The organism is Bacillus sp. FSL K6-3459 (assembly GCF_038003305.1).
GTDB classification, from domain to species: domain Bacteria; phylum Bacillota; class Bacilli; order Bacillales; family Bacillaceae; genus Bacillus; species Bacillus pumilus_O.
Map to the genome: position 1 here is coordinate 3,214,701 of NZ_JBBOOW010000001.1, position 24,846 is coordinate 3,239,546.

The 24,846-nt window shown below is 41.9% G+C and carries 23 protein-coding genes; 13 read left to right on the forward strand and 10 right to left on the reverse strand.

Going from position 1 to position 24,846, the window contains the following annotated elements; all coding sequences use genetic code 11:
• Positions 1 to 45: 45 nt before the first annotated feature.
• The 3 genes from MHI35_RS16395 to MHI35_RS16405 form a co-directional block, all read right to left on the reverse strand.
• Positions 46 to 645 (reverse strand): bifunctional 4-hydroxy-2-oxoglutarate aldolase/2-dehydro-3-deoxy-phosphogluconate aldolase, encoded by a 600-nt coding sequence (locus tag MHI35_RS16395; protein ID WP_335349558.1) that lies wholly within the window; start codon positions 643 to 645, stop codon positions 46 to 48.
• On the reverse strand, positions 617 to 1,633 hold the full coding sequence (locus MHI35_RS16400) for a sugar kinase (protein WP_335349559.1): 1,017 nt from the start codon (positions 1,631 to 1,633) through the stop codon (positions 617 to 619). Before MHI35_RS16400 ends, MHI35_RS16395 begins: the two co-directional genes overlap by 29 nt.
• An 86-nt stretch (positions 1,634 to 1,719) precedes the next feature.
• On the reverse strand, positions 1,720 to 2,730 hold the full coding sequence (locus tag MHI35_RS16405) for a LacI family DNA-binding transcriptional regulator (RefSeq protein ID WP_335349560.1): 1,011 nt from the start codon (positions 2,728 to 2,730) through the stop codon (positions 1,720 to 1,722).
• A gap of 262 nt (positions 2,731 to 2,992) precedes the next feature.
• Here MHI35_RS16405 and kduI point away from each other — a divergent pair, with 262 nt between their 5' ends.
• The 5 genes from kduI (at position 2,993) to MHI35_RS16430 (ending at position 8,416) form a co-directional block, all read left to right on the forward strand.
• Entirely contained in the window at positions 2,993 to 3,820 is an 828-nt protein-coding gene (gene kduI / locus MHI35_RS16410) for a 5-dehydro-4-deoxy-D-glucuronate isomerase (RefSeq protein ID WP_211062567.1), read from the forward strand.
• A 4-nt stretch (positions 3,821 to 3,824) separates the two neighbouring features.
• Positions 3,825 to 4,598, forward strand: coding sequence for a 2-dehydro-3-deoxy-D-gluconate 5-dehydrogenase KduD (gene kduD, locus MHI35_RS16415; protein WP_211062568.1), 774 nt, complete (start codon positions 3,825 to 3,827; stop codon positions 4,596 to 4,598).
• Positions 4,599 to 4,703: 105 nt separating this feature from the next.
• Positions 4,704 to 6,170, forward strand: coding sequence for a spore germination protein (locus MHI35_RS16420; RefSeq protein ID WP_144520560.1), 1,467 nt, complete (start codon positions 4,704 to 4,706; stop codon positions 6,168 to 6,170).
• A gap of 3 nt (positions 6,171 to 6,173) precedes the next feature.
• The gene (locus MHI35_RS16425; protein WP_088002321.1) at positions 6,174 to 7,274 is read left to right on the forward strand and encodes a GerAB/ArcD/ProY family transporter; all 1,101 of its coding nucleotides are present in this window, start codon (positions 6,174 to 6,176) and stop codon (positions 7,272 to 7,274) included.
• A complete protein-coding gene (locus MHI35_RS16430) occupies positions 7,271 to 8,416 on the forward strand; it encodes a Ger(x)C family spore germination protein (RefSeq protein WP_211062569.1) in 1,146 nt (381 codons plus the stop codon). Before MHI35_RS16425 ends, MHI35_RS16430 begins: the two co-directional genes overlap by 4 nt.
• 12 nt (positions 8,417 to 8,428) lie before the next feature.
• Here the strand turns inward: MHI35_RS16430 and MHI35_RS16435 are convergent, their stop codons facing one another.
• Positions 8,429 to 9,826: a bifunctional glycosyltransferase family 2 protein/class I SAM-dependent methyltransferase gene (locus MHI35_RS16435; protein WP_335349561.1), complete on the reverse strand. Its 1,398-nt coding sequence runs from the start codon at positions 9,824 to 9,826 to the stop codon at positions 8,429 to 8,431.
• Positions 9,827 to 9,963: 137 nt separating this feature from the next.
• Complete coding sequence (locus MHI35_RS16440) at positions 9,964 to 11,328, reverse strand: sugar porter family MFS transporter (RefSeq protein ID WP_144520548.1); 1,365 nt, start codon at positions 11,326 to 11,328, stop codon at positions 9,964 to 9,966.
• Between the two features lie 271 nt (positions 11,329 to 11,599).
• Between MHI35_RS16440 and MHI35_RS16445 the strand changes: the two genes are divergently transcribed.
• Positions 11,600 to 12,565, forward strand: coding sequence for an LCP family protein (locus tag MHI35_RS16445; RefSeq protein WP_211062570.1), 966 nt, complete (start codon positions 11,600 to 11,602; stop codon positions 12,563 to 12,565).
• A gap of 189 nt (positions 12,566 to 12,754) precedes the next feature.
• On the forward strand, positions 12,755 to 13,636 hold the full coding sequence (locus MHI35_RS16450; RefSeq protein WP_186325005.1) for a Cof-type HAD-IIB family hydrolase: 882 nt from the start codon (positions 12,755 to 12,757) through the stop codon (positions 13,634 to 13,636).
• Between the two features lie 56 nt (positions 13,637 to 13,692).
• On the opposite strand, the gene MHI35_RS16455 is transcribed toward MHI35_RS16450, so the two are convergent.
• The 5 genes from MHI35_RS16455 to pgsB all read right to left on the reverse strand — a co-directional run bounded on the left by MHI35_RS16455 (position 13,693) and on the right by pgsB (position 18,022).
• Positions 13,693 to 14,916, reverse strand: coding sequence for a C40 family peptidase (locus MHI35_RS16455; RefSeq protein ID WP_211062571.1), 1,224 nt, complete (start codon positions 14,914 to 14,916; stop codon positions 13,693 to 13,695).
• Positions 14,917 to 15,023: 107 nt separating this feature from the next.
• Positions 15,024 to 15,194, reverse strand: a complete 171-nt coding sequence (locus tag MHI35_RS16460) for a hypothetical protein (RefSeq protein ID WP_003213661.1) — start codon at positions 15,192 to 15,194, stop codon at positions 15,024 to 15,026.
• Positions 15,191 to 16,357 carry a CapA family protein gene (locus tag MHI35_RS16465; protein WP_144520536.1) on the reverse strand — a complete coding sequence of 389 codons (1,167 nt, stop codon included), beginning with the start codon at positions 16,355 to 16,357 and terminating at the stop codon, positions 15,191 to 15,193. The genes MHI35_RS16460 and MHI35_RS16465 overlap by 4 nt, the downstream gene beginning before the upstream one ends.
• Before the next feature lie 18 nt (positions 16,358 to 16,375).
• On the reverse strand, positions 16,376 to 16,825 hold the full coding sequence (gene pgsC / locus MHI35_RS16470) for a poly-gamma-glutamate biosynthesis protein PgsC (protein ID WP_012011488.1): 450 nt from the start codon (positions 16,823 to 16,825) through the stop codon (positions 16,376 to 16,378).
• Between the two features lie 15 nt (positions 16,826 to 16,840).
• Positions 16,841 to 18,022, reverse strand: a complete 1,182-nt coding sequence (gene pgsB / locus MHI35_RS16475) for a poly-gamma-glutamate synthase PgsB (protein ID WP_012011489.1) — start codon at positions 18,020 to 18,022, stop codon at positions 16,841 to 16,843.
• Positions 18,023 to 18,769: 747 nt separating this feature from the next.
• Between pgsB and MHI35_RS16480 the strand changes: the two genes are divergently transcribed.
• From MHI35_RS16480 to rbsD, 6 genes are all read left to right on the forward strand, one after another.
• The gene (locus MHI35_RS16480) at positions 18,770 to 20,251 is read left to right on the forward strand and encodes a spore germination protein (protein ID WP_335349562.1); all 1,482 of its coding nucleotides are present in this window, start codon (positions 18,770 to 18,772) and stop codon (positions 20,249 to 20,251) included.
• Entirely contained in the window at positions 20,241 to 21,338 is a 1,098-nt protein-coding gene (locus tag MHI35_RS16485; RefSeq protein ID WP_211062573.1) for a GerAB/ArcD/ProY family transporter, read from the forward strand. The genes MHI35_RS16480 and MHI35_RS16485 overlap by 11 nt, the downstream gene beginning before the upstream one ends.
• Complete coding sequence (locus tag MHI35_RS16490) at positions 21,328 to 22,470, forward strand: Ger(x)C family spore germination protein (RefSeq protein ID WP_211062574.1); 1,143 nt, start codon at positions 21,328 to 21,330, stop codon at positions 22,468 to 22,470. The genes MHI35_RS16485 and MHI35_RS16490 overlap by 11 nt, the downstream gene beginning before the upstream one ends.
• A gap of 117 nt (positions 22,471 to 22,587) precedes the next feature.
• Complete coding sequence (locus MHI35_RS16495; protein ID WP_211062575.1) at positions 22,588 to 23,568, forward strand: LacI family DNA-binding transcriptional regulator; 981 nt, start codon at positions 22,588 to 22,590, stop codon at positions 23,566 to 23,568.
• A gap of 2 nt (positions 23,569 to 23,570) precedes the next feature.
• Positions 23,571 to 24,449 (forward strand): ribokinase, encoded by an 879-nt coding sequence (rbsK, locus tag MHI35_RS16500; protein WP_211062576.1) that lies wholly within the window; start codon positions 23,571 to 23,573, stop codon positions 24,447 to 24,449.
• Entirely contained in the window at positions 24,446 to 24,838 is a 393-nt protein-coding gene (gene rbsD, locus MHI35_RS16505; protein WP_144520516.1) for a D-ribose pyranase, read from the forward strand. Before rbsK ends, rbsD begins: the two co-directional genes overlap by 4 nt.
• Positions 24,839 to 24,846 lie beyond the last annotated feature (8 nt).

Below are 24,846 nucleotides of genomic sequence, written 5' to 3' on the forward strand. Positions count from 1 at the left end.
AACAACCGGCATTCATCTGCCAGTTGTTCATTTGATAGCGCCTATTTATGAAGAAAGAACCGCTTGTAATTCTTTTGCCGTACTGCTTTCAAGCTGACTTCCGACCCCTACTGCCACTGCGCCAGCTTTGAGCCATTTTGGCACATCGGTTGGATGAATCCCTCCCGTTGGAATAAATTCAATGTCTGGAAATGGGCCTTGTAAGTTTTTCATATAGGATAAACCGAAGGAGCCGCTTGGAAAAAGCTTGAGCAAGCAGTATCCAGCTGCTTTTGCCTGCATGATTTCACTTGGGGTGAGGACACCTGGTACATAGAGTGTGTCGTGAAATGAGAGATGCTCTCCAATGATAGGAAGATATCCTGGACTGACAATAAATTGTGAGCCTGCGTCAATGGCTGATTGCGCCTGCTGAAGGGTGGTGATTGTACCTGCTCCTACAATCAGATTTTGTTCATGCTGAAAGGATGCGATGATGCGTTCCGCATTGGGCGTGGTATACGTCACTTCAATGGCACGAACGCCCTTTTTCTTTAAACGCTGAATGATCTCAATGCCTTCCGCTTCGCTCCCCGCTCTCACCACTGCGATTAGCTTACAAGCTGCGAGACGCTCTTTAACGCTCAAACTTGCTGACTTCCCCATACCCTTCGTCCCCCTTCATATATTCCCGTCTGTGATATCGTTTGGCTTCTTTTATAAAAGACTGAAGCTCTTCCCGAGTAGGCAGGCCGTCCTTATCGCCTGGAGACATCACCGCAAGAGCTCCTACAGCATTGCCTCTCGTTACAGATTTTTCACATGATAAACCGTCCAGTAAGCCGCTGATAACCCCTACGGCAAATCCATCACCGGCACCGACTGTATCCACGACATTGGGCACATAAAAGCCGCTCACCATCCCCTGATTGGCTGCACTTTTATAATAGGCACCTTCTGCACCGAGCTTAATGACCACAAGCTTGACGCCTTTTTGTAAATAAACATCTGCAATCTCTTCCGGCTCATGACAGCCTGTGAGCCTTTGTCCTTCTGCAAGCCCCGGAAAAAACCAATCCACTTGATAAGCGATTTGATTCACTGTATGGATCATATCTTCCTCCTCTTCCCATAGCTGCATCCGAAGGTTTGGATCAAATGAAATGGTTTTGCCTGCTTCTTTCATCTTCTGAAGAGCATGAAAAGAAAACGCTCTCGTTTCACTGGATAATGCAGGCGGAATACCTGTCATATGGAGATGCCCTGCCTGTTTGAAATAATCCGCAGGAAAGTCACTTGGACTCATGGTGCTCGCAGCAGAACCTTTGCGATAATACGTAACGTCAGGATCTCCATCCATCACTTTGGATTTAAGTAAGATCCCTGTTTTGGCCCCATCATTTGAACGAATCACTGCACTTGTATCGACTCCTTCTTTTTGAAGCTCTTCTAAAATAAATGTGCCAAGTGAATCTGCTCCGACTTTGCTCATCCATCCCACATCAAAACCTAGCCTCGCCAAACCGACTGCCACGTTACTTTCAGCACCAGCAAGCGCCTTTTGAAATGTATGCACTTGATGAAGCTCTCCGGCTTCTTTTGCGTAAAACATCGCCATTGATTCCCCAAATGTGACTGCATCCAATGCTTTCAATCATTTCTCCCCTCTCTTGGTACCGGTTTCAAATCAGTTGAAAAAGAGAGAGCATGCACATATGTATACTCTTCTCTGTTTGTTATTTATAAAGATTTTCTTACGATGATTTCTCCATCAAGTTGAATGGTTTGGGGCGCACTTTCATCCCCTTCAAGCCGAGTCTTGATTTTTTGCATGGCGGCTTTCCCCATTTCATGAGATGGCTGGGCAACCGTTGTGATTCCAGGCCCAATCAGCTTATACCATTCTGTATCATCAAAGCCTGCGACGCCTATATCTTCTGGAATCTTTAACCCGAGTTCTACAAGCTCACTGATCAGCTTCAGCATCAGTAATCCATTGGCTGCTAAAATTGCTTTTTTTTGCTGATTTGTTTGAACAAAATGGACAAGTTCTTCTCGCAATTGTTCTTTTTGTCTCAAATCAATTTCTTTAATAATAGGTTTCTTATGTTTACTCATGGCTGTCTGTTCATATGCTTCTTTTCGTTCTTCACGAGGACTGATCCCATCAACCGGCTCAGTAAAGAAGGCGATGTGTTCATAGCCTTTCTCGTACATTTGTTGAAGCAACTGGATTGTGATATCACGGTTATTCGTTGTCACTGTGTCGACTTTTAGTTCAGGTAATTTCCGGTCAACAAGGACAATCGGCACACCGTCTTTCTTAAAATCATGCAAAATGTCATTGTTCTGGCCTGTCGTATTGATGATGAGCCCTTCAATATAATGTGCATTCAGCTTGAGGAGCATTTCTCGTTCTTTTTCTGGCCGGTTATCTGTGTTGCATACCATGATGCTGTATCCATATTCATCACAAATTTCTTCGACTCCGCGAAGTGTTGTTACAGAGAATGGATTCGTAATGTCGGCTACAATAAACCCTATGACTTTGCTTTTTCTTACTTTCAATCCTTGAGCGAGCTGACTCGGACGATAATGCAGTTCTTCAATGGCTTTTTTGATTTTTTTGACCTTTTCAATAGAAATTTCATTTGTTCTGCCATTGATATATCTAGATACAGTTGATTTTGAAACACCTGCATAAGCGGCCACTTCGTTGATGGTCACTTTCGTTTGCTTTTTCTCTTTCATTCAAAAAACTCCCACAATCAATGTCTTCTCATTTGTTTCGAAACCGATTTCAAATAACTTAAAAAGAGCATAACATAACTTCTTGTATTTCAGAAGATTTTTTTGCTTGAAGATGTCAAAAAATCATTTAAATAAACAAAAAGAAAGCGATTTCAAATTAACGGTTGACGGCTCCCTCTTTTTCCTCTAAAATTTTCCTTGAAACCGATACCAAATAAAATATCCATACTTTGTTTCAGATGGAAAGGGAGGCTTATCTCAAATGGAAAATCGTTATGCTGTACACCCTGAGCAGGTCAAACGTTTTACAACAGAGGAACTTCGTCGTCATTTTCATATTCCTACACTATTCGTCAGTGGTGAATTAAAGCTCTACTATTCGCATGAGGACCGCGTGGTGATTGGCGGAGTCATGCCGTCAGCGGAACCTCTCAAATTAGATGCCGGCGACTTTTTACGTACGGAGTATTTCCTTGAAAGGCGGGAAATCGGCATTGTCAATGTCGGCGGTCAAGGAACGGTCACTGTCGATGGCGAAGCCTTTTTACTGGAGCACAAAGATTTCTTATATATTGGGCTTGGACACGAAGATGTACAGTTTGCTAGTTCATCCGGCGAGGAGGCCAAGTTCTATCTTGTATCAGCCACGGCACATCAAGCGTATCCTACGCAAAAAGCAGCCATCGCAGAATTAACACCGAATCACTTAGGGGAAGCGACTGCTTCAAACGTACGAAACCTATATCAAGTTATCCACGCAAACGGCATCCAAAGCTGTCAACTCATGATGGGAATCACTCAACTGGAAACCAATAACACATGGAATACGATGCCTGCTCATATTCATGATCGGCGTATGGAAGTGTACTTATATCTTGATATCGAAGAAGATGCTCGTGTCTTTCATTTTATGGGGGAGCCATCTGAAACAAGACATCTCGTTGTGGCTAATGAGGAAGCGGTTATTTCTCCTGCTTGGTCCATTCATTCAGGCTCAGGCACAGCGAATTATTCATTTATTTGGGCAATGGCTGGCGAGAACTATACGTTCAAAGATATGGACTTTGTCCCAATGGACCAGCTGAGGTAATGTGATGACGACAGCATCCTATGTAGCATCCCTCTTTTCTCTTGAAGGCAAAACAGCCCTTGTGACAGGTCCTGGAACCGGCATTGGGCAGGGCATTGCTGTGGCGCTTGCTAGGTCAGGCGCAAATATTATCGGCACATACCACCACACACCGCTAGAGGAAACGAAATCGCTCGTCGAACAAGCGGGCCGCTCGTTTCATGCGGTTCAGATTGACTTTTCCGACCCTCAAAGTGCAAAGCAGGCTGTCGATGCCATGTTACAAAAGCATACGGTCGATATTTTAATCAATAATGCTGGCACCATTAAAAGAGAGCAGGCCGCTCATTATTCAGAGGAAGATTGGCATACAGTCATGGATGTGAATATCAACAGTCTCTTCTTCCTCACACAAAAGGTTGGGCGGCAGATGCTGAAAAATGGGCAAGGGAAAGTCGTCAATATCGCCTCCCTTCTATCGTTTCAAGGTGGCGTCTTTGTCCCCGCCTATACAGCAAGTAAACACGCAGTCGCAGGGTTGACGAAGGCTTTTGCAAACGAATGGGCGAACCAGCATATACAAGTGAATGCAATCGCTCCTGGTTACATTGCGACCAATAACACCAGAGCCATTCGGGACGATGAGAATCGAAATGAAGAGATTCTCAAACGAATCCCTGCCGGACGCTGGGGAAAGCCTGAGGATCTAGCCGGTGCGGCTGTTTTCCTTAGCTCACCAGCCTCCGATTATATGAACGGTCATATTTTAGCTGTTGATGGCGGCTGGCTTGCGAGATAAACAGACGAGAGAATTCCTATTTGTAGGGATTCTCTTTTTTCTATTTGCATAATTTTCCGCAATCCGAGTCACTCTATAAAAAACATGACATGAGGGTGAGGTATTATGAAAAGTCGTATTGAACAAGATATAGCGTCCGTCATCAAGCGCGTCAAGAGCTTTGCCGGGAAAAGTGATGATATCGTGTTCCACTCATTTTCATTTGGCCCTTCTGCTATCTCTGCATGTCTCATGTACGTTGAAGGACTCACAGAATTTGAGATGCTTTCCAAACAAATCATTTCACCCATGCAAAAGGAACTGGATATCACCGAGGTTGATCCTAGTACGCTTCCGGCCCTATCTAAAACGTTCTTTGGCATCCAAAATGACGTACTGGAAGATATGAACCTTGCCATCGAGCAGTTATATAGCGGCAGGGCTATTTTATTTGTAGATGGTGCGACTCAAGCACTTGCGCTCCAAACGAACCTTTTTCAATTTAGAGAAGTAGAAGAGCCGCAATCGGAAGTCCTTGTAAGAGGGCCTCGGATCGGTTTTATTGAAAATCTTGAAAAAAACACGGCTTTAATTCGTGAGCGGGCAAACGACCCAAACCTTGTCATTCAAAAGGTGAATGTAGGTACTCGCAATAAAAAGTCTGCAGCCCTTATTTACGTTCGTGATATTGTTGATCCCAAATTAGTAGAAGATGTTTTATCACGGATGTCCGAAATTAAATTGGATGACATCCCTGAAACCGGCTATATTGAACAACTGATTGAGGACAGTCACATCTCCATTTTTCCGCAGATTCAAAATACAGAACGTCCAGACAGGGTGATTGCATCTGTGCTTGAAGGGAAAGTGTCGATTTTACTCGATGGCACTCCTTTTGCACTCATTTTACCGATGACCTTTACAGCCTTGATGCAATCACCTGAAGATTATTATCAGAGATGGACTAGTGCGACTCTTTTACGTTTACTCCGTTATATCGCTGTTTTGCTCACGATTTTTTTACCCGGGCTTTACATTGCACTTGTCTCTTATCACCCAGGCTTATTACCAACACGGATGGCACTCACCATCGCAGGCAGCCGTCAGAATGTTCCGTTCCCTCCTGTTGTTGAAGCTATTCTTATGTCTTTTACGATAGAGCTGCTGCGGGAAGCTGGACTTCGGCTTCCTAGAGCGATCGGGCAGACAATTGGGCTTATTGGCGGCGTCATCATTGGTCAGGCGGCTGTCCAAGCCAATATCGTCAGTGCCTTAATGGTGATTATTGTGTCGCTGACGGCACTCGCTGACTTTACGGCACCATCCTATGACTTTAGTTTCCCGCTGCGTATCTTGCGGTTTATGGCCATTTTCAGTTCAGCGATGTTTGGGTTATATGGCTTAATCATGTGTTATTTATTTGTGCTTTGTCACTTGATGCAATTAAAGACCTTTGGTTTTGACTATTTCACACCTGTTTTGTCTTCACCGTTTTCAGATTTAAAGGATACGTACGTACGTTTACCAATTGGGCTATTTAAATCGAGGCCGAAAACAGCAAAAATAAAAAATCTCAAAAGACAAGGAGATTAACCGATGTACAGAGCTGAGAAGCTATCATTGTTACAAGTCACCATTCTGTGCAGCTCTACAATGATAGGCGCTGGAATTTTAACCATTCCTCGCAGTTCTGCCAATTCAGGATTCCCTGATGGCTGGATCATTGTATTAATACAGGGAGTCATCTTTGCTTTCGTTGCTTTTTTGTTAGGATGGATTGCTGAAAAAAATGCGCCGGATACCATTTTTGAGTCAAATAGAAAAGGAGCCGGAGCCATCTTTGGCACGTTCTTCAATTTAATGCTGATTGTCTATTTACTAGGCATTGTCGGCTTTGAAGCGCGTGTTCTCGGGGAAGTCGTCCAATTTTTCCTGCTGGAATCGACTCCCATGGCAGTGATTGTGATGATTTTTCTTCTCGTCGCGATCTATCATTTGAAAAGTGGTATTTTTCCAATAGTCAAAATGGTGACATACATATATCCGATAACGATGATTATTTACATTGGGCTCATGCTGTTTAGTTTGAAAATATTTGATTTTGATTATTTGCGTCCTGTGATGGCTCACGGATTTAAGGATTTTAGTAAGCTGTTCTCTCAAACCTTTATTCAATTTACTGGCTTTGAGGTCATTTTGTTTGTTGTACCACTTATTTATAAAGACAAATGGTCAAAAGCAAAATGGGCAGCTGCGATCGGGGTTGGGATCACTTCTCTTATCTATTCTCTCACGCTCTTTATTGTGATTGGTTCTATGACCGTGGGTGAAACGAAATCCCTCACCTGGCCGACGGTATCCCTCATTCAAGCACTAGAACTTGAAGGGGTCTTCATTGAACGATTTGATATTTTTTTGCTGACGATTTGGACGTGCCAACAGTTTATTTGCATGCTTGGCTTTTTCCAATTTGCTATTAAAGGTTGCCACACAGTCTTTAAGACGACCAATGTAACGAGACTGCTATGGCTGCTGTTTTTGATTACCTCTGCCCTCTCTTTATTTCCGAGAAATATCAATGAAGTCTTTTACTACTCTACTTTACTCGGCTATGCGTTGTTCGTCGTTTTAGCCATTCCTTTTATTACAGCCATTCTGCTGATGATACGCAAAAAATGGGGAGGTCGATCTGCATGAGAGGAAGACGTGTACTGTTTATCTTTTTGTCCTGCTGTCTCTTCCTTCTATCAGCAGGATGCTGGGACTTAAAAGATATTGAAAAATTATCATTTGTGCGCGGTGTTGGAATAGATGAGGAGGATCAGAAAGGAGTTAAGCTCACTTATCAAAACCTGGTGCCGAAGATGGGCGGAACACAAGAGGCCGATTCTCCTGGCTATGTAAACGTCGTCTCGAAGGGGAAAAACGTGCTGGAGGCTGTCAGTAATGTCTCCTTAAAAGACCCGCCAATCTATAGTGATCATCTAAAAATCTTTCTATTCGGCAAAAATCAAGCGGAGCATCACGATATTCAAGGAACGCTCAATCATTTTATTCGAGATGATGAAGTTCGCCGAAGCAGCTATCTCCTCGTGTCACGTGGTGATGCATCAAAAGTAATCAATCAAAAATTGAAATCACAGCAAAAAGTTCCAGTTGAACATATCTTTGAAACATCCAAAAACCGAAACTTTAACGGAAAGATTTTGCTGCCAACACGTATAGGCCGGGCATCTGATTACTTCCAGATGGGCGTTAGCTTCCTTGTCCAAAGTGTAGATGCAATTGACGGCGAGCTTATCTATGATGGGGCAGGAATCATTCACGGTAAAAACCGAAAGCTGATCGGATTCATCCCTGCAAAGGATGTCCAATCTTTAAACTGGGTGATGGACCGAATCTCAGGCGGCGTTGTACCAGCTACTTACAAAGGCTTTCCGATCACATATGAAATTAAGAAAGCCAAAACTAAGATTGAACCTTATCTAAAAGATGGGCATATTTCCTTTAAAATTATTGTCAACACAAATGGAAAGCTTTCTGAAGATCAGTATCCTGCAGAAAATTCATATGATGAACAGTACATCCAAAGATATGAGCGTCTTTTTGCAAATAAAATCAAACAAAGGATTCAAAAAGCGGTTCATCATGTACAAAAAGAGGTGGGCGTTGATCCCATCTTTTTAAGCCGGCAGTTTCGTATTAAATACCCTGACTATTGGGAAAAACATCGAGACGAATGGGATACACTCTTTCAAGAAGCGGATATTGAATATGATGTCAAAGTCAGCATTTTGAACTTTGGTGCAGAAGGCGCAACGAAAAGCTTCAAATGGTAATGCAAAAGGCGGTTATCCCGAAGGGGACCCGCCTTTTTTACGCACGACAATTAAAAGCTGATATAGTGTCACTTGATCAGTTAACGCTTTTGTTTGCAAGCCAAGTGACGTTCCTACTCTTGCTATCTCATCAAAAAACAATTGCACGTTTTGATCTATCGGAACATTGATCCTCTGCTCGATCACCCGTTCAAACAAATGGTCTGGGAAAAGCGCACGCATTGTGTTTGGTGTGAAGAACCTCAAGTGACCTCGATCTAAAATTCCTACATCTTGATACGTAAAATCACCGGTCATTAACGGGAGTAGCACCTCCGCATGCATCATGTTGGGCAGACAGCAAATGATCACGCCTCCCGGTTTTAAAGATGCATGCGCTTGTTCAATCATGTGCCAAGGATCTGACACATGCTCTAAAACATCCGAAAAAATGACCGCATCAAAAAAAGCCTCTTTCTCTAACCACGGGTACTCATCTGCTTTTGCCTCGATGACTTCTTTGTAATATGCCTTTGCGATGGCTGCTTTTAATGGATCAGCCTCTACACCGTACATGTCAACAGACTGCCGGTTCAATAGTTCAAGCCCTGTTGCCCCTGCGCCGCATCCCGCATCCAGTACACAAGCAGTATCTTCAGGAAGCAGATCCGCAAAGTACGGATGAGGGGTCATCAAATTGAGATCAATGCCCCATTTATCTAAAAACCGCAGCCTGTTCTCTGCAAACAATGTCGAGATGTTCGTTTCTTGATTCGCTCGAAAGGTTGCATGGCCGTGATGATGCACAAATGAATCGTGAACGATTTGAAGCTGATATCCCTTTAGCAAGGATCTCAAACAAAGGTCGTCATCCTCAAATGATCCATACACGAACCGCTCATCAAATAACCCCACTTTTTCAATGAGCTCTTTTTTTACAAGCAGACAAAATCCCACAAGCCGATGTACATAAGTTCTCTGACCTTTTTTCGCAGCCGTATAATTCTTCGCAAAAGCTGGCAGTTCCTTCACATCTGAATACGATGGCTCGACCATTTGAGAACCGCTCACATAATTGGAGACTGGTCCTACCATCCCAATGCGTTCTGATGCAAATAACGCCTCCCTTAATGGAGAAAGCCAGTTTTCCGTGACGATCGTGTCGTTATTTAAAAAGAGAATGCTATCTCCTGTCGCTTTTTTTGCTCCTTGATTGCAGCCCTTTGCAAAGCCTAGATTTTCTTTGTTTTCAATGAAAATCACACCGTTCAACTCTCTCACATATTCCTTCGTCCCGTCGGTTGATGCATTATCAACGATGATGAGTTCATATTGGTCACTTCGGGTATGCTGCTTGATGCTGTCGATACATTTTTTCGTTAAATGAAGTTCATTGTACGTCAGCATGACAATGCTCGTTTTCCCTTTCATCTCATTTCCACCTTTCGCTCGCCTGTTCCATATGTATGTCATATGCAGCACATTCAGAAGATGAGAGATTGTCCTTTCTTGATTAAACGTTTGTTTAACAAAGAAAAACCAGCTGCATGCGGGCAGCTGGTCATGGTTCACACCGTTTTTCCTTCGTCACCTGTGACGGCACGGTTCCTCTTTTTTAAATCGTCTTCAATTTCTTCAAGACTTTTCCCTTTCGTTTCAGTCACCATATATTTCACAAATAAGAAGGCGCCTACGCCGATGACCGCATAAATGAGGAAAAGATTACTGATACCCATCGCGCTTAGTAAAGTTGGGAAAGTAAGCGAGATGATTAAATTCCCTGTATGAAGGAGGAAGGTAGAGACGCCTGTACCGATTCCTCGGACATGTACCGGGAAAAGCTCAGGAAGCATGACCCAAACGACAGGACCCCAGCTGACAGCAAAGATGACGATAAAGAGCCCTAAACAAATAATAGTTGTCCATCCTGCCGCTGTTGACCCCTCGAAAAATCGATTGACCACTGATAGGACAATTAAACTTAGGACCATGCCAGCATTCCCAAATAAGAGCAGCGCTTTACGCCCTACACGGTCAATGATTTTAATCGCCACAAACGTCATGACGACATTCACTGCCCCAATTCCGACGGTTCCTAAAATGGCCGCTGAATTGCCAAAACCAACGCTTGTGAATGTTTTTGGTGCATAGTAAATAATCGTATTGGTACCGATAAACTGCTGCAAAAAGGCAAGACCGACACCAGCGATTAATGCTGGACGCACCCATGGCTCAAATAACTCCTTAAAACCGCCCTTTTCTTCACTTTCTGCCTGTTGTATGTCTGAAATTTCTTCTTCCACTTCTTTCTTACTCTTTCTTAGTTTAGATAATATTTCTTTCGCACGGTCTGCCTGTCCATGGACAAACAGCCAGCGGGGACTTTCCGGCATAAACATAATCCCACATAATAAAAGCACAGAAGGAACAACCGCAATTCCAAGCATTAGTCGCCATGCCTCTGCATCCGCTAAAGTGTAATTCACAATATAGGCGAGTAGAATACCAAATGTGATCATGAGTTGGTTTAATGAGGACAGCGCTCCTCGCGATTCCTTTGGAGCAAGTTCAGATAGATATAATGGAACAATCGTTGTCGAGCACCCGACAGCAAGCCCTAGCACAATTCGGAATGAGACCATCACTTCTGTATTCGGGGCAAGGGCTGTACCAAATCCGCCAATAATAAACAAAATCGCTGCGGCGATGATGGCTTTTTTTCGCCCAAATTGATCTGTCAGCTTTCCAGATAAAGAGGAACCGAGCATCGCTCCGATTAAAATCGAGCTGACAACAAGTCCCTCTGTAAATGCGTTTAACCCTAAATCCTCTTTCATAAATAAGATGGCGCCAGAAATGACACCTGTATCATAGCCATATAAGGCGCCGCCAAGTGCGCCGAAGAAATAAAGCCATCCATTCCGATTTTTCATGTTCATAACCCCTCTTTTGTTCTGTATGTACTGGATGTTTCTCTATGAAAAATCATTTTCCTCACTTTCTGTTACTTCAAACATTTCGATGTTTTATGACAAATATATTTCATTTGCGTATCAATGAAACTTTTTACGATAAGGAAACGTCAATTAAGCGTTAGAGAAAAAAATGTCGCACTATATCCCGTTTTAAGGTATATTTGTTTTAGTTTGTAAGTAAAAAGAAGGACATCTTTACTATAAAAATCATAGCGAGGGTTTAAAATATATGGATCAATCAAGAAGCAAACGCAAAGGAAAAAAGCGTTTAAAACCATGGGTGAAAGTCACTCTATTTATAGTCGGTATTCTTTTACTGACAACCGCTTCTGTCACAGGCTATGCCTACTACAAAGTGACAAGCGCTGCAAAAAAAGCACAAGTTTCTTTAGATCGCGGCTCTCAATCTGTCAAACGGATTGAAGCATTCAATCCTGGGAAAGACAGCTTTTCTGTCTTGCTGCTTGGTATTGACAGCAGACCGGGCGAAACAGTGAAACAAGCACGAAGCGACGCGATGGTCTTAGCAACCGTTAATCGTACAAATAAAACCGTAAAATTATTAAGCATTCCAAGGGACTCATACGTGAATATTCCAGGGCATGGCTATGACAAAATTACACATGCACACGCATTTGGCGGTGCAGATTTAACCGTAAGTACAGTCGAAAATTTACTAGATATTCCGGTTGATTTTGTAATCCAAAGTAATTTCAAAGCATTTAAAGAGATCGTCAATGAACTTAACGGGGTCTCTATTAACGTCAAGGATGAATATGTGGTCAAACAGGTTCTAAAAGATACAAAGGGCAAGGTACAGCTTCAAACAGGAACTCATACGCTAGACGGTGATCAAGCTCTCGCATATGTGAGAACAAGAAAAGCAGATAGCGATTTATTACGTGGACAGCGTCAAATGGAAGTATTAAAAGCCATTTTTGATAAATCAAAATCGTTAACGTCTATTCCGTCGTATGACAATATCATTGATACACTTGGTGATAATGTTGCGACCAACCTTTCAATGAAAGAGCTAGTCGGGCTTTTCCCGCTTCTAACGTCATTGAAATCGATGGATACCATTCAGCTGAAAGGCTCTGATTACCAGCCAAACGGAGTTTATTATTTCCAATTGGATCAAAATCAGCTAAACGAAGTGAAGACTGAATTGAAGAAGCAGCTTGAATTATCATAAACAGAAAGCGTCCCTAAGGGGCGCTTTTTGATTGTTGAGATCTTTCCCCTTGGCTTATTTCCTTGATCATTCGATCATTTTTGTTTAGCCTTGATAGTGAGGAACAACCATCTCATTGCTCATGAGAATGAAGGAAATCGTACATACTTTGAAGAGGTTATTGCATGCATGAAGGAGGATTTGACAGCGATGAAAAAAATGATTGCGATTGATTTAGACGGTACACTTTTAAATACAAAAAGTGAAATATCTGCTCAAAACAGGGAGGCACTGATTCGCGCGAAGGAAGCGGGATATATTGTGACCATCTGTACAGGGCGGGCGACTTTTGATGTGAAGGAACTGATTGGCGATTTGGACATCCCGATTATTGCAGCAAACGGCGGAACCGTTCATACAGAAGGTTATGAACTTTTCAGCCGTATCACACTTGACCAAGAAGCAGGAAAACGAGCCGCTAAAGCATTAGTAGAACGAAACATTTACTTTGAGGTCTACACAGACGATGCACTCCTCTCTCCTTTTGATGGAAAAGAGAAGCTGAAAGCAGAATTTGATATGATCAAAAGCGCGAATCCAAATGAGGATATCGCTGATTTATGGGAAGGGGCAATGACTCAATTCAAACAATTCGGCATCAAACCAGTGGATGATATTCGCCAAATTTTTGAGTCGAATGAAGCGACCTATAAATTACTTTGCTTCTCATTTGATATGAACAAATTACAGGAAGCACGGGATCTTCTCGCGGAAATGCCTGAGCTTTCATTGACCTCTTCTGGAAAACATATCATTGAGGTACTTCCAAAAGAGTCTGGGAAAGGACATGCTCTCAAAAAGCTCGCAGCTCATTATGGCGTAGATCGCTCACATATTTATGCGATTGGTGACAGCCCAAACGATCTATCCATGTTTGAGGAAGCAGGCCACCGCATTGCAATGGGGAATGCAGTCGATATCATTAAAGAAAAGAGCACTTACATGACAAAAGGCAATCATGAAGACGGTGTTGCTTACTTTATTGATCTGCTTTTACAAAATCAATTCCACGAAAAAAAGACGCTTGTCTGATCAGCGCCTAGAGATAAGTCTAAAAGTCCGATAAGAGCATTGATCGGGCTTTTTCTTTATTTTTTAATTCGAATTGCCGTCTCATACTTATCCTTCCAGTACGTACTTGTTTTCATATTCGTAAGCACGACACCATTTGAGACGGTCACATGAATGACTTGGTTTGATCCTGCATAAATCGCCGGTATCAATGATGTTCCACTAAAGAAAACGAGATCTCCTGGCTTCAGCTCCGACCGCTTCACAGACGTACCTGCCTTGACTTGACCTGACGCATAGCGCGGCAGCTCAATACCAAGCACTTCTCGATACACATACTGTGTGAACCCTGCTGTGTCAAAGCCTTGCTTTGGATTCGTCCCACCTTTGGCATAAGGAACTTCACCAATAAACGTAGCAGCTTTTGAGACAATCGGGTCTTCTTTTGCTAATTTCAGCTCCGTTAATCGTTTCGCACCTGTCCATTTTTCGCGCCAATACGATTCGGACAAATAAGAAATCGTGACACTTTCTGAACGGCTCGCATGAATAAAACGATCGCCGCCAATATACATCCCTACATGCGAAATGCCTGGCTTGTATGTGTTGCTAAAAAAGACAAAATCCCCAGGACGTATATCATCTAATGCCACTTTTTCTCCAACCATCCACTGCTGTTCAGCACTTCGAGGTAAATAAATCCCTAGTGATTTCTCAAATACATATTGTAAAAAGCCTGAACAATCAAAGCCAATCTTAGGGTCTGCTGCACCAAATACATAAGGAATACCTAAATATTTCTTCGCATCTTTCACAAGGCGATGATCCGAGATTTCCGGTGTGCCGGGCAGGCGTTTGACTGCATAAAATCGGTCCGTCCAGTATTTGCTTTTGCTGACGTCTGTTTTCACCACACCTTGACTAAGCGTGATGTGAATGACCTGATCGTTACCAGCGTACAACGCCACATGTGTCGGGATATCCTTTGTTTCTTCTAGGCTGCGAAAATATACAAGGTCACCGGGCTGGGCTTTGTCCCATGATATCTTTTTCCCAATCTGATACTGGTCGATCACCTTACGAGGCAAATCAAATGCGCCTGATGTCTTGTACACATATTGAGTAAACCCTGATGCGTCAAAGCCCGTTTTTGGATTGGTTCCACCTTTATGATAAGGTGTTCCAATCAACTTTTCCGCCTGCTGCAAAGGAGACGCTGTTTGAGTAGCTGCTTCTGATTGAGACATGAACATCAGTCCTACGAGCGCACATCCACCAATCACTATACCTTTCCATTTCATGATCTTTCTCCCTCCTTTCTTTTATAGTTTCGGCATGACACCTCACCTTTTACACCTTTTTTCGACAAAAAAGAGCACGCAATGCGTGCCCTCTATGCTCGTTAGAGTTATTTACTTGCTTCCGTTTTTGACTGTTTTTGTTGTTCAATTTTCTGCATTTCAACCGAGATCTTTTGTTTTTCATGATCTGTGAGGCTGTCACTAAATTTAAAAGCAGACATAAAGACAAAGACTAAAATTAACGCAACAAACGGCCAGCTGGCTTTTAGAAATTTCATTTCTTCTCTTTCCCTCCGTTTTCTTTTAAGTGTTTAACTTTATCAGCGTGATCTACTTCAAAGAAAATGTGTCCGTCTTTTTCTTTCCAATCCGCATTCGTACCATTTGTCAGCATACGGATAATGGATTTTGATTCAAAAGATCCTGCTTTAACTGGTGCAGGTGTTGCTTCTTTGATGTACATTGGGACAACTTCAAATGTCGCTTTTCCATCTTCATTCAGATGATACTGAACAAGTGCAGAATCACGTGTTCTTGACCAACCTTGGTCAAAAATAAAGTTTCCTAAGCTATAGAAGATCGCCGTGCCGTTATAGACTTCCATTGGCTCAAGAACGTGTGGATGAGCACCGATAATGATATCAGCACCAGCTTTTGACATCGCTCTTGCCAATTCTCTTTGTCTATCGTTTACCTCATTGTTGTACTCCTGTCCCCAGTGAGCATGAACAACGACGACATCTGCCTTTTCAGCAGCCTGCGAAATCATCGGAATAAAGATAGATGGATCGGCTGGCAAGATACCCGCCTGGCGATTCGTTGCTTTAAAATCTTTCCCATACACATCAGTAAAACCAAGTGTAGCGATTTTGACACCATTTACTTCTTTATACGAAATGTTCTGCTTCGCATCCTGAAGGTTACGGCCTGCGCCTGTATAATCCATGTCAGCTTGTTCAAAGGCATCAATCGTTTTGTTCAGCCCTTTTTCACCATAGTCTGCCGCATGGTTATTCGCAAAGTTTAATGCAGAGAAATTTAAATCCTTCAACGCTTTAACAGAATCCTCATCTGTTTTTAAATGAATATTCTTTTGCGCCGCTTGTTCTTGATCTGATGCGACTGGATGCTCAAAGTTACCAGTCACATAATCTGATACATCAAAGTATGGTTTGGCATAGCGGAAGAGATGCTGTTTTCCATAACGGTCTGTTACTTTCTCTACGTTTCTTCCAAACATAATGTCACCGACAAACGAAGCGGTCAGGATGTTCTCTGGATTCTTTTGCACAGTTGGCACTTTTGCTTGCCCGATAAACGTAAATAGAAATGTACAAGCAATGACGATCGGTAAAGCAATCAGCACGTGTTTATTCGTTTTTTTCTTTTGGCTCTTTGTGATTTTCAGCAGCTTTTCCTGAAAGCTCAATTTTTTATTCATCATTGGACACACCTTATCTTAAAATAGATAGTAAACATACATGATGGCAAATGTTGCACCACTTAGAAGTAACGTGCTTCCAAGGGTAATCGTAAGACCTTGCTTTTGAATCGTGTTTGCAATCAATCCAGGAACGATAATACCGATTCCGCGGAATTCTGCTATTTCAAATGGGACCACTGGATAGAAGAAATCAAAGACAAGCTTTAAGGCAATCCCTGTAATGAGCATCGCAGCAAACTTTCTGCGTCCGTATAAAATCATAAATTTTGATAGACCAAAACGAACGATGACATACGTAAGCAAACTGACAGATAAGACAACTAAAATGAAAACTGGCTGGTTAAATACAAGCGCTAGATAACCTGGTACAACAAGTCCAGCTGGTACGATTCCTGTTTTTTCTGCAAAGATTAAACTAAGTAGAACACCTAAAATTAACGAGATATAAAGATCTGATCCGAACATTTTCTATATTTCCTCCTAGCTGACAAGCTGCTTAATTTTGTATTCTTGAATTTTTTCGATTAACGGTTCAGCGGCACCATGAATATTGCCGACTCCATAAACCACTCGATTATGAAGCTTTTTCTCAAGCATGTTCATAATTTCTTCTGTAGATTGATATTCAAGGTTGTGTAAGTGGTCAGCCGGAATTTTTCCATCCTCATATGCCTTTACAATTGGATCTGTTGTTTCACCAATTAAGACGAGATCACTTGCTTCAATATAAGGAAGTACATCCTCCGCAAACTGGATCGTTCGATCTACACGATCCGCACGGCAGTTCATGATAATAATCGGTTCATCAGTTGGATATCCAATTTCTTTCACACGCTTCCAAATGTTCAATGTAGATGATGCGTCATTTGCCGCAAAACCATTTACAAAGTGTCCAGGTGTTTTCGCATCCATTAATGGAAGAATTCTCATCGCTCCTGGATCAGGTGGCGCATTTAACATTCCTCGGAATGCCGTATCTTCATCAATTCCCAATGCCTGTGCAACACCAAGTGCAAGTGAGGCATTATCTGGGAAGACCATGTACTCAAATTTCCGTAAATACTCATCGGAAATCTTGGAATTATCTGCAACAATGACTTCTGTATTGCGTTTTTTCGCAATCTCTTTAAAGAAATCCGTATATTCACTATCCGTAATAACCAAGTGTCCATTGTAAGGAATTGTCGCTGTAAAGGCTTCTGCTATTTCATCAAGTGTCGGCCCCATGACATCCATATGATCTTCAAGAACGTTTACGATCACGCCAATATTCGCTTGAAGCAACTCTTCCTGAAAGATAATTTGGTAATCTGGATTGACCGCCATACATTCACTGACGATGGCATTTGCTCCTCTTTCAACGGTTTCTCTCATGACTTCCTTCTGCTCACCGATATTCGGTCCTTGCGGTTTCCTTTTAATCGGTTTCTCCTCTGGCGTATCCCAATAAATCATTCTTGCATCTGTTCCCGTTGTTTTGCCGACAGTTTTATAACCTGCCTCCATTAAGATACCGGTTGTCAATCTTGTAACGGTAGACTTTCCGCGAATACCATTAATATTGACGCGCACCGGTAGGGCATCGATATTTTTCTGGTGACGCTTCTTTTCAATAAAGCCAATCCCTAACATGATGACACAGGCTATAACGATTAACCACATCGCTTATCTACATCTCCTTTTTTTATGAGTGTGATATGTAAATTCAATCAACAGTATATAGGTTCAGCATAAAATCACAATCGGTATTATGTAACATAATCTTTCACTTCCTCGTATGCCAAATTCCTCTAATCAGAAGGTGAATTGACCTAGCTCCTCTTTAAATGAAAAGGTCAAAAGACGGACAAAAATCAGCCTGAATTTTGGCTTCAATTAAGAGTAAGCGTTACCATCAAGCATCGAAAAATCTTTTGTCCTTTTCTCCCTAAATTTTTTGACAATTAATAAGATGTATTTTGAATCAATGTTTTAAAGTCCTTTAAACTCTATAACATCAGTCATATCAGCGCTTTAAATGAATAGTGCGTGTTTTGGAATGTTTTCGTTTTTTGAATGAACAGGTTAGAAAGTCATCCTCATCGGTCAGAAAGCGATGCGTTGACCTATGACAAAGGTCACCTCTAAAAAAATCAAGTCATATGCTTATTTTCAGGTCACAAAAAAATGGGATAAGATGTAAACTATTGATCATTTTGAAATGCCTGTTCATTACGATATTCGCTCCTTATGACCTAAACAATGAAACATTATTCATTTGTTTTTATCAAGATTCATCATTTCTTAACATTTTTAATATGATTTTAGTTGAAAGTTGTCAGCTTATGTCATGCTTTCAACTAAGATGACGAATAAAATCGGTCTCTCCGCTCACACTATGGTTAAAAAAACTGTGAGAGGAGGCTAAAGATGCCAAACGCGAATGAACAAACACGCTTGCATTTTTTATCAGGCAGCTTCGAGGAAAAAATCCGGATTCTAAAAAAAACGTTTCAACAAAGCGGGGATTTTGAATACCGGGAGTTAATGGTGAATGAAACGAAATCTGTCTTGTTTTTTATTAAAACAAGAGTAGATGAAGGCAAGCTAAATGATTTCATTATCGGCAACTTGTTAGGACCTCCTGGAAAGCAGGATTATACGAAATCTCTCAGCACACTCGAAACTGGTGACTTAACGCTGATTACAGACAGTATCATTGCAGGAAGCATTGCCTTTCTTGAAGAAAATGCCTCACAGATCAAATTGTTTACCGTTGGGCAGCCTCCGCTGCGTTCTATTTCTGAACCTTCATCTGAAAGTATTATTGCTGGCGCACATGATGGGTTCGTGGAAAGTCTCGATACCAATATCTACTTACTGCGTTCTCATTTAAATGATCGGAAGCTCGCCATTCAGTATCATAAGGTCGGTACAAAATCGGAAACAAAGCTTGCGACCGTTTATATATCTGATATTGCCAATCAAGAAAAGGTCGATGAGGTCAACAGACGGATCTCTTCTATTAAAGTAGACACATTGATAAGTCCTGGCTCTATCGTTGAGGCAATTGAGGAAGATTCATTCTCTATTTTCCCACAACTGATTGATACAGAACGTCCGGATAAGGTGAGATCTGCGATCCTTGAAGGTAGGATAGTCATACTCATGGATGGCAGTCCAATGGCCATCATTCTTCCTATCACGTTCTTTAGCTTTTTTCAGTCACCGGATGATTATAATAGCCGCTGGATACCAGCAACATTTATCCGAATGCTCCGTTATCTCGCCTGCTTGATCGCAGTCATTTTGCCATCTTTTTATATTGCTGTCATTGGGTTTCATTATGAAGTTGTGCCAGATGAATTAGCTATTACGATGAAGAACTCTATCATTGGGATTCCCTTCCCTCCATTGATAGAAGCAATGCTGATGGAAATTACTATTGAACTCATACGCGAAGCAGGGGTACGTCTGCCAAAGCCAATCGGGCAGACCATTGGAATCGTAGGTGGATTGGTCATTGGGGATGCGGTTGTACAAGCAGGGCTTATTTCGAATGTCCAAGTTATTGTAGTTGCTGTGACCGCTGTCGCTTCATTTGTACTTCCGTCGTTTGAAATGACATCCACTATCAGGATGCTCCGTTTCCCGCTCATGTTTATGGCATCGATGTTTGGATTTATTGGCATTTCATTTGGGCTGGCCATTATTCTCATGAATTTATGCCGCTTAGAATCACTAGGGGTGCCATATTTATCACCAGTTGCTCCATTTAACTGGCAAGACTTAAAAGATACTGTGGTTCGACTCCCAATGTGGATGTACAAAAATCGACCTGTTTATTTAAATCCGAAAAAGAGCAAACAAATTGAACAACTGAGAGGGTGGGAAAAGAAAAATGAAAAATAAGATATCTCCACCTCAAGCTGTTTTTTTTATCATCCAATCTCAAATTGGTGTTGGTATTTTAGCGCTTCCCCATTTGCTCATGAAAGACATGGGACACGATGGCTGGATGGCAATTATTGTCGCATGTTTTTTTATCCAGATCATCAATACCATTTTTCTTTATATCATCTACAAGTATCCAGAAACCTCATTCTTTCAAGCGTTAATTGAGGTCTTTGGAAAATGGATTGGACGCGCCTTGGTCGTTCTCTACACGGTATACTTTGCCTCGGTTTGCATCGTTGTCCTTTCTATATTCACAAGGATTCTTGGCATATGGGTGCTCCCGCTCACACCAAACTGGGTGATTGATCTCTTACTGATGATATGCATTATCTATATCGCAAAGGAGAAAATTACAGCCATTGTCAGGTTTAACTTTGTCTTAACTCCCTTTTTACTCATGCTCTCTCTATTGATGTTCTATTCATTGAAAGGAACCAATATTGATTACCTCATGCCTTTTTTCCAAACGGATATCTCTCAATTTCAGCTTGGTTTGAAGGACGTGGTACTGTCATTGAATGGATTTGAGATGATACTCATCATCTCTCCACTGATGAAAGGCACTATTAAGGAACGATATAAAGTGATGACCATTTCAAATATATGTACGACGCTTTATTACCTATTTATTACATTAATCTGTTTTATGTTTTTCAGCCCGGCTGAGCTTGATGTGATACCAAATCCTGTTTTGTATCTATTAAAAACCATTACATTCGGAGTCATTGAGAGGACAGATTTAATTTTTCTCAGTTTCTGGGTCTTTGTTATTTTAGCCACACTGAGTAATTATTTGTACTTTTGTGCAAATGGAATCGCTATTATTTTAAAGAAAAAAAATCACAAAAAATATGTCTACTATTTCGCCATTTTAATCTATGCTGCCAGCTGCTTTCTTTCAACCGATAACTTTAAAATTCAGCGCTTTAATGACTTTACTACGGTTGCACAATATTCATTTATTTACACACTTCCGATCATGATGGCCATTATCATCTTGATCAAACACCGCAAAAAGAAGGTGAAATCACATGAATCATAGGTACATTTTAACGCTGCTCATGTGTGTTTCTCTCATTTTCATGCCTGGCTGCTGGGATCAAAACCTATTAAAAGACATCTCTCTTGTTTTAACTTCAGCTGTTGATCAAGGAGAGGATGACAATGCAAGATACTCGATTACTTATCGAAAGGTGCAGCAGTCTCAAAGTATGCAGCAAGGGAATTCTGGCAGCTACTTAACCACTGTTCTCACAACCGATGCACCTACTTTAAGAAAAGCAAGAAGCAACTTTAGCCGGAGTGTAGATCAAAAAATTGATATGTCGAAAATGCGGGTGCTTCTAATCGGGGATGATTTTGCCCAAAACCGGTTGCTTCCTTACTTAGATATGTTTTATCGAGATCCTAAAAGCCCTTTGCTCGCAAACATGGCGGTGGTTCAAGGGGGGAGCTGTGTGGAGTTGATCAATTCTCTTCTCAAGGAAAAACTCATTGTAAGCGACTATTTAAACAACCTGATCACTTCTGCATCACACTCTTCACAAGTTTCACCTAAAAACATCCAAAGTGTCCGATCCAAAATGCTGCAAACCGGAGAGGATTTCACACTGCCGTTACTCTACTACGATAAATCAAAAAAGCTAACGAGTGTAAGAGGGGTTGCCTTATTTGATAATGAAAAAAAGAAAGGTGAACTGTATGCTCAAGACGCCATTCTACTCACCGTTATGGATGGAAAAATGGGCAATTATGCAAACTTCACTAAAAAAGTAAGAAGTGATATGAAATCAAAGGAGAACAATTACATTACCATTCAAGTAACCGATGCAAAGAGAGACATAAAAATCGTCAATCCTGACCATCGAAACGTAACCTTCTCTCTTGAGTTTGAATTCAATACCTCTATTCTTGAATATCCAAAAGATAATTTAGATACAGATAAGAAAATCGAAATGTTAAATAAAAGGCTGTCAGCTATTTTGACAAAAGACGCCGAAAGAATCATTACAATCCTTCAAGAGGCAAATTCTGACGTCCTAAGCCTTGGCAGAAAATATCGGGTAAAACACTATGATGAATATATGAAAATGAATTGGGTTACCGAATACCCAAATGTAAAAATCATCCCAAAAATCAAAGTCAATATTACACAAACAGGGATTATTAGTTAAGAAAAGGAAGAAGCCATCTTTCTTTTCTTTTTTTATTTTTTTAAGATTGTCATTTAAAAGCTTTCATGATAATCTATTTGTGTAAACGGTTACACATCCACGAAGGGAGGCACTCCATTGGCTACAATTAAAGATGTTGCAAAAGCGGCACAAGTGTCTGTTGCCACTGTTTCACGCGTACTGAACGATACTGGATATGTCCATACAGATACGAAAACCCGCGTGACACAGGCGATGCAGGAGCTGAACTACTTTCCCAATGAAGTGGCTAGATCCCTTTTCAAACGAGAATCTCGCTTAATCGGTTTGATCTTACCTGATATCACAAACCCCTTCTTTCCTCAGCTTGCTAGAGGCGTTGAAGATGAGATTCATGCACAAGGTTTTCGGTTATTATTCGGAAACAGTGATGAAGATCGAGAAAAGGAATTGGCTTATTTACAAACCTTTAAACAAAATCAAGTGGTCGGTGTCATCGCTGTCACAAACGAACCCGAATCAGATCTATACAATGATGATGAATTGCCGGTTGTATTCTTAGATCGAACCGTCTCGCATGCACCTTCTGTATCTGCAGATGCTACAACTGGCGGGAAAATGGCCGCAATGGAATTAATCAGGCGCGGTAGCCGGCAGATTACACTGCTGAAAGGACCTGCCCACCTTCAAACAGCGAGGCAGCGATTCAAGGGGGCACTTGATGTACTGACGGAAAAAGGTGTCGACTTCCATGTGATGTCTAATGCTTCGTTTTCCTTTCAAGAAGCCCGTAAAAGCGCCAAGGCTCTTTTCCAGCTGTACCCTGAAACAGATGGCATCATTGCTAGTAATGACATTGTCGCAACAGCAGTCATACACGAAGCCCTTCGGATCGGAAAAGCCGTTCCAGAGGATGTTCAAATCATTGGGTTTGATGATATTCCGCAAAGCGAGCTGCTCTTCCCTTCCCTATCGACGATTAGGCAGCCTGCCTATGAGATGGGAAAAGAAGCGGCACAGCTGTTAATCAAAGCGATTCAGAAACAACCGATAGATCAACCAGTTATTCAAATGCCCGTCTCTTTTATTGAACGAGAAACAACAAGAAAGGTGGATTAACAATGAGTCATATTGTCGTAGTAGGAAGCTGTTCTATGGATTTAGTCGTCACTTCGAATAAACGACCAAATGCCGGTGAAACAGTGTTAGGCGAATCATTTAAAACAGTCCCAGGCGGAAAAGGCGCCAATCAAGCAGTCGCCAGTGCCAGACTCGGTGCCGAGGTATACATGATCGGCCGAGTCGGTGATGACGCTTATGGTCAGGATATTCTCAGCAATTTACAGGATCAAGGGGTTCGCACCTCATATATGAAACCGGTTACCGAAATGGAAAGCGGCACGGCTCATATCATTTTAGCAGAAGGTGATAACAGCATTGTCGTGGTCAAAGGGGCAAATAACGAGGTCACTCCTGACTATGTAAGAGAAGCACTTTCTACAATAGATGATATTGGAATGGTGCTTATTCAGCAGGAAATCCCTGAAGAAACGGTCGAAGCTGTCTGCGCCATTTGCAGCGAAAAAGAAATCCCTGTGATTTTAAACCCTGCACCTGCCCGCAAAGTATCACAGCAAGTGTTAGACCAGGCTACCTATATTACACCGAATGAGCACGAAGCTGTTCTCATGTTTAATGGACGCTCAATTGAAGACGCCTTGCGCCAATACCCTAACAAATTATTGATTACCGAAGGGAAAAATGGGGTTCGATATTTTGACGGATTGAAAGAAGTGCTAGTCCCAGGCTTTCCAGTCGAAGCAGTTGATACAACAGGAGCAGGCGATACCTTTAACGGAGCCTTGGCTGTTGCCTTAACAGAGGGCAAATCTCTCTATGACGCACTTGCCTTCGCTAACCTTGCAGCATCAATGTCTGTCACCAAGTTTGGTGCACAAGGCGGCATGCCAACAAGAGAAGAACTGGAGAGGAAGAAATGAAAAAAAACGGCATCTTAAACAGTCATATTGCCAAGGTACTTGCTGACCTTGGTCATACAGATACAATCGTCATCGCAGATTGCGGCCTGCCTATCCCAGAAGGTCCAGTCAAAATCGACCTATCATTAACGATCGGCACACCATCCTTTCAGGAGGTCACCTCCCTCCTTCTTCAGGAAATGGCGGTTGAACACATTACGGTCGCTCGTGAAATCCAAGAAGCCAATGAGCGAGATCATCTATTTCTAAAGAAAGCGTTCTCACAACCATTACATGATGTAGACCACGAGACGTTCAAAGACATGACCAAACAGGCAAAAGCAGTCATACGCACGGGTGAAGCCACCCCATACGCAAACTGCATTCTTCATGCCGGTGTCATCTTTTAAAAGGAGGA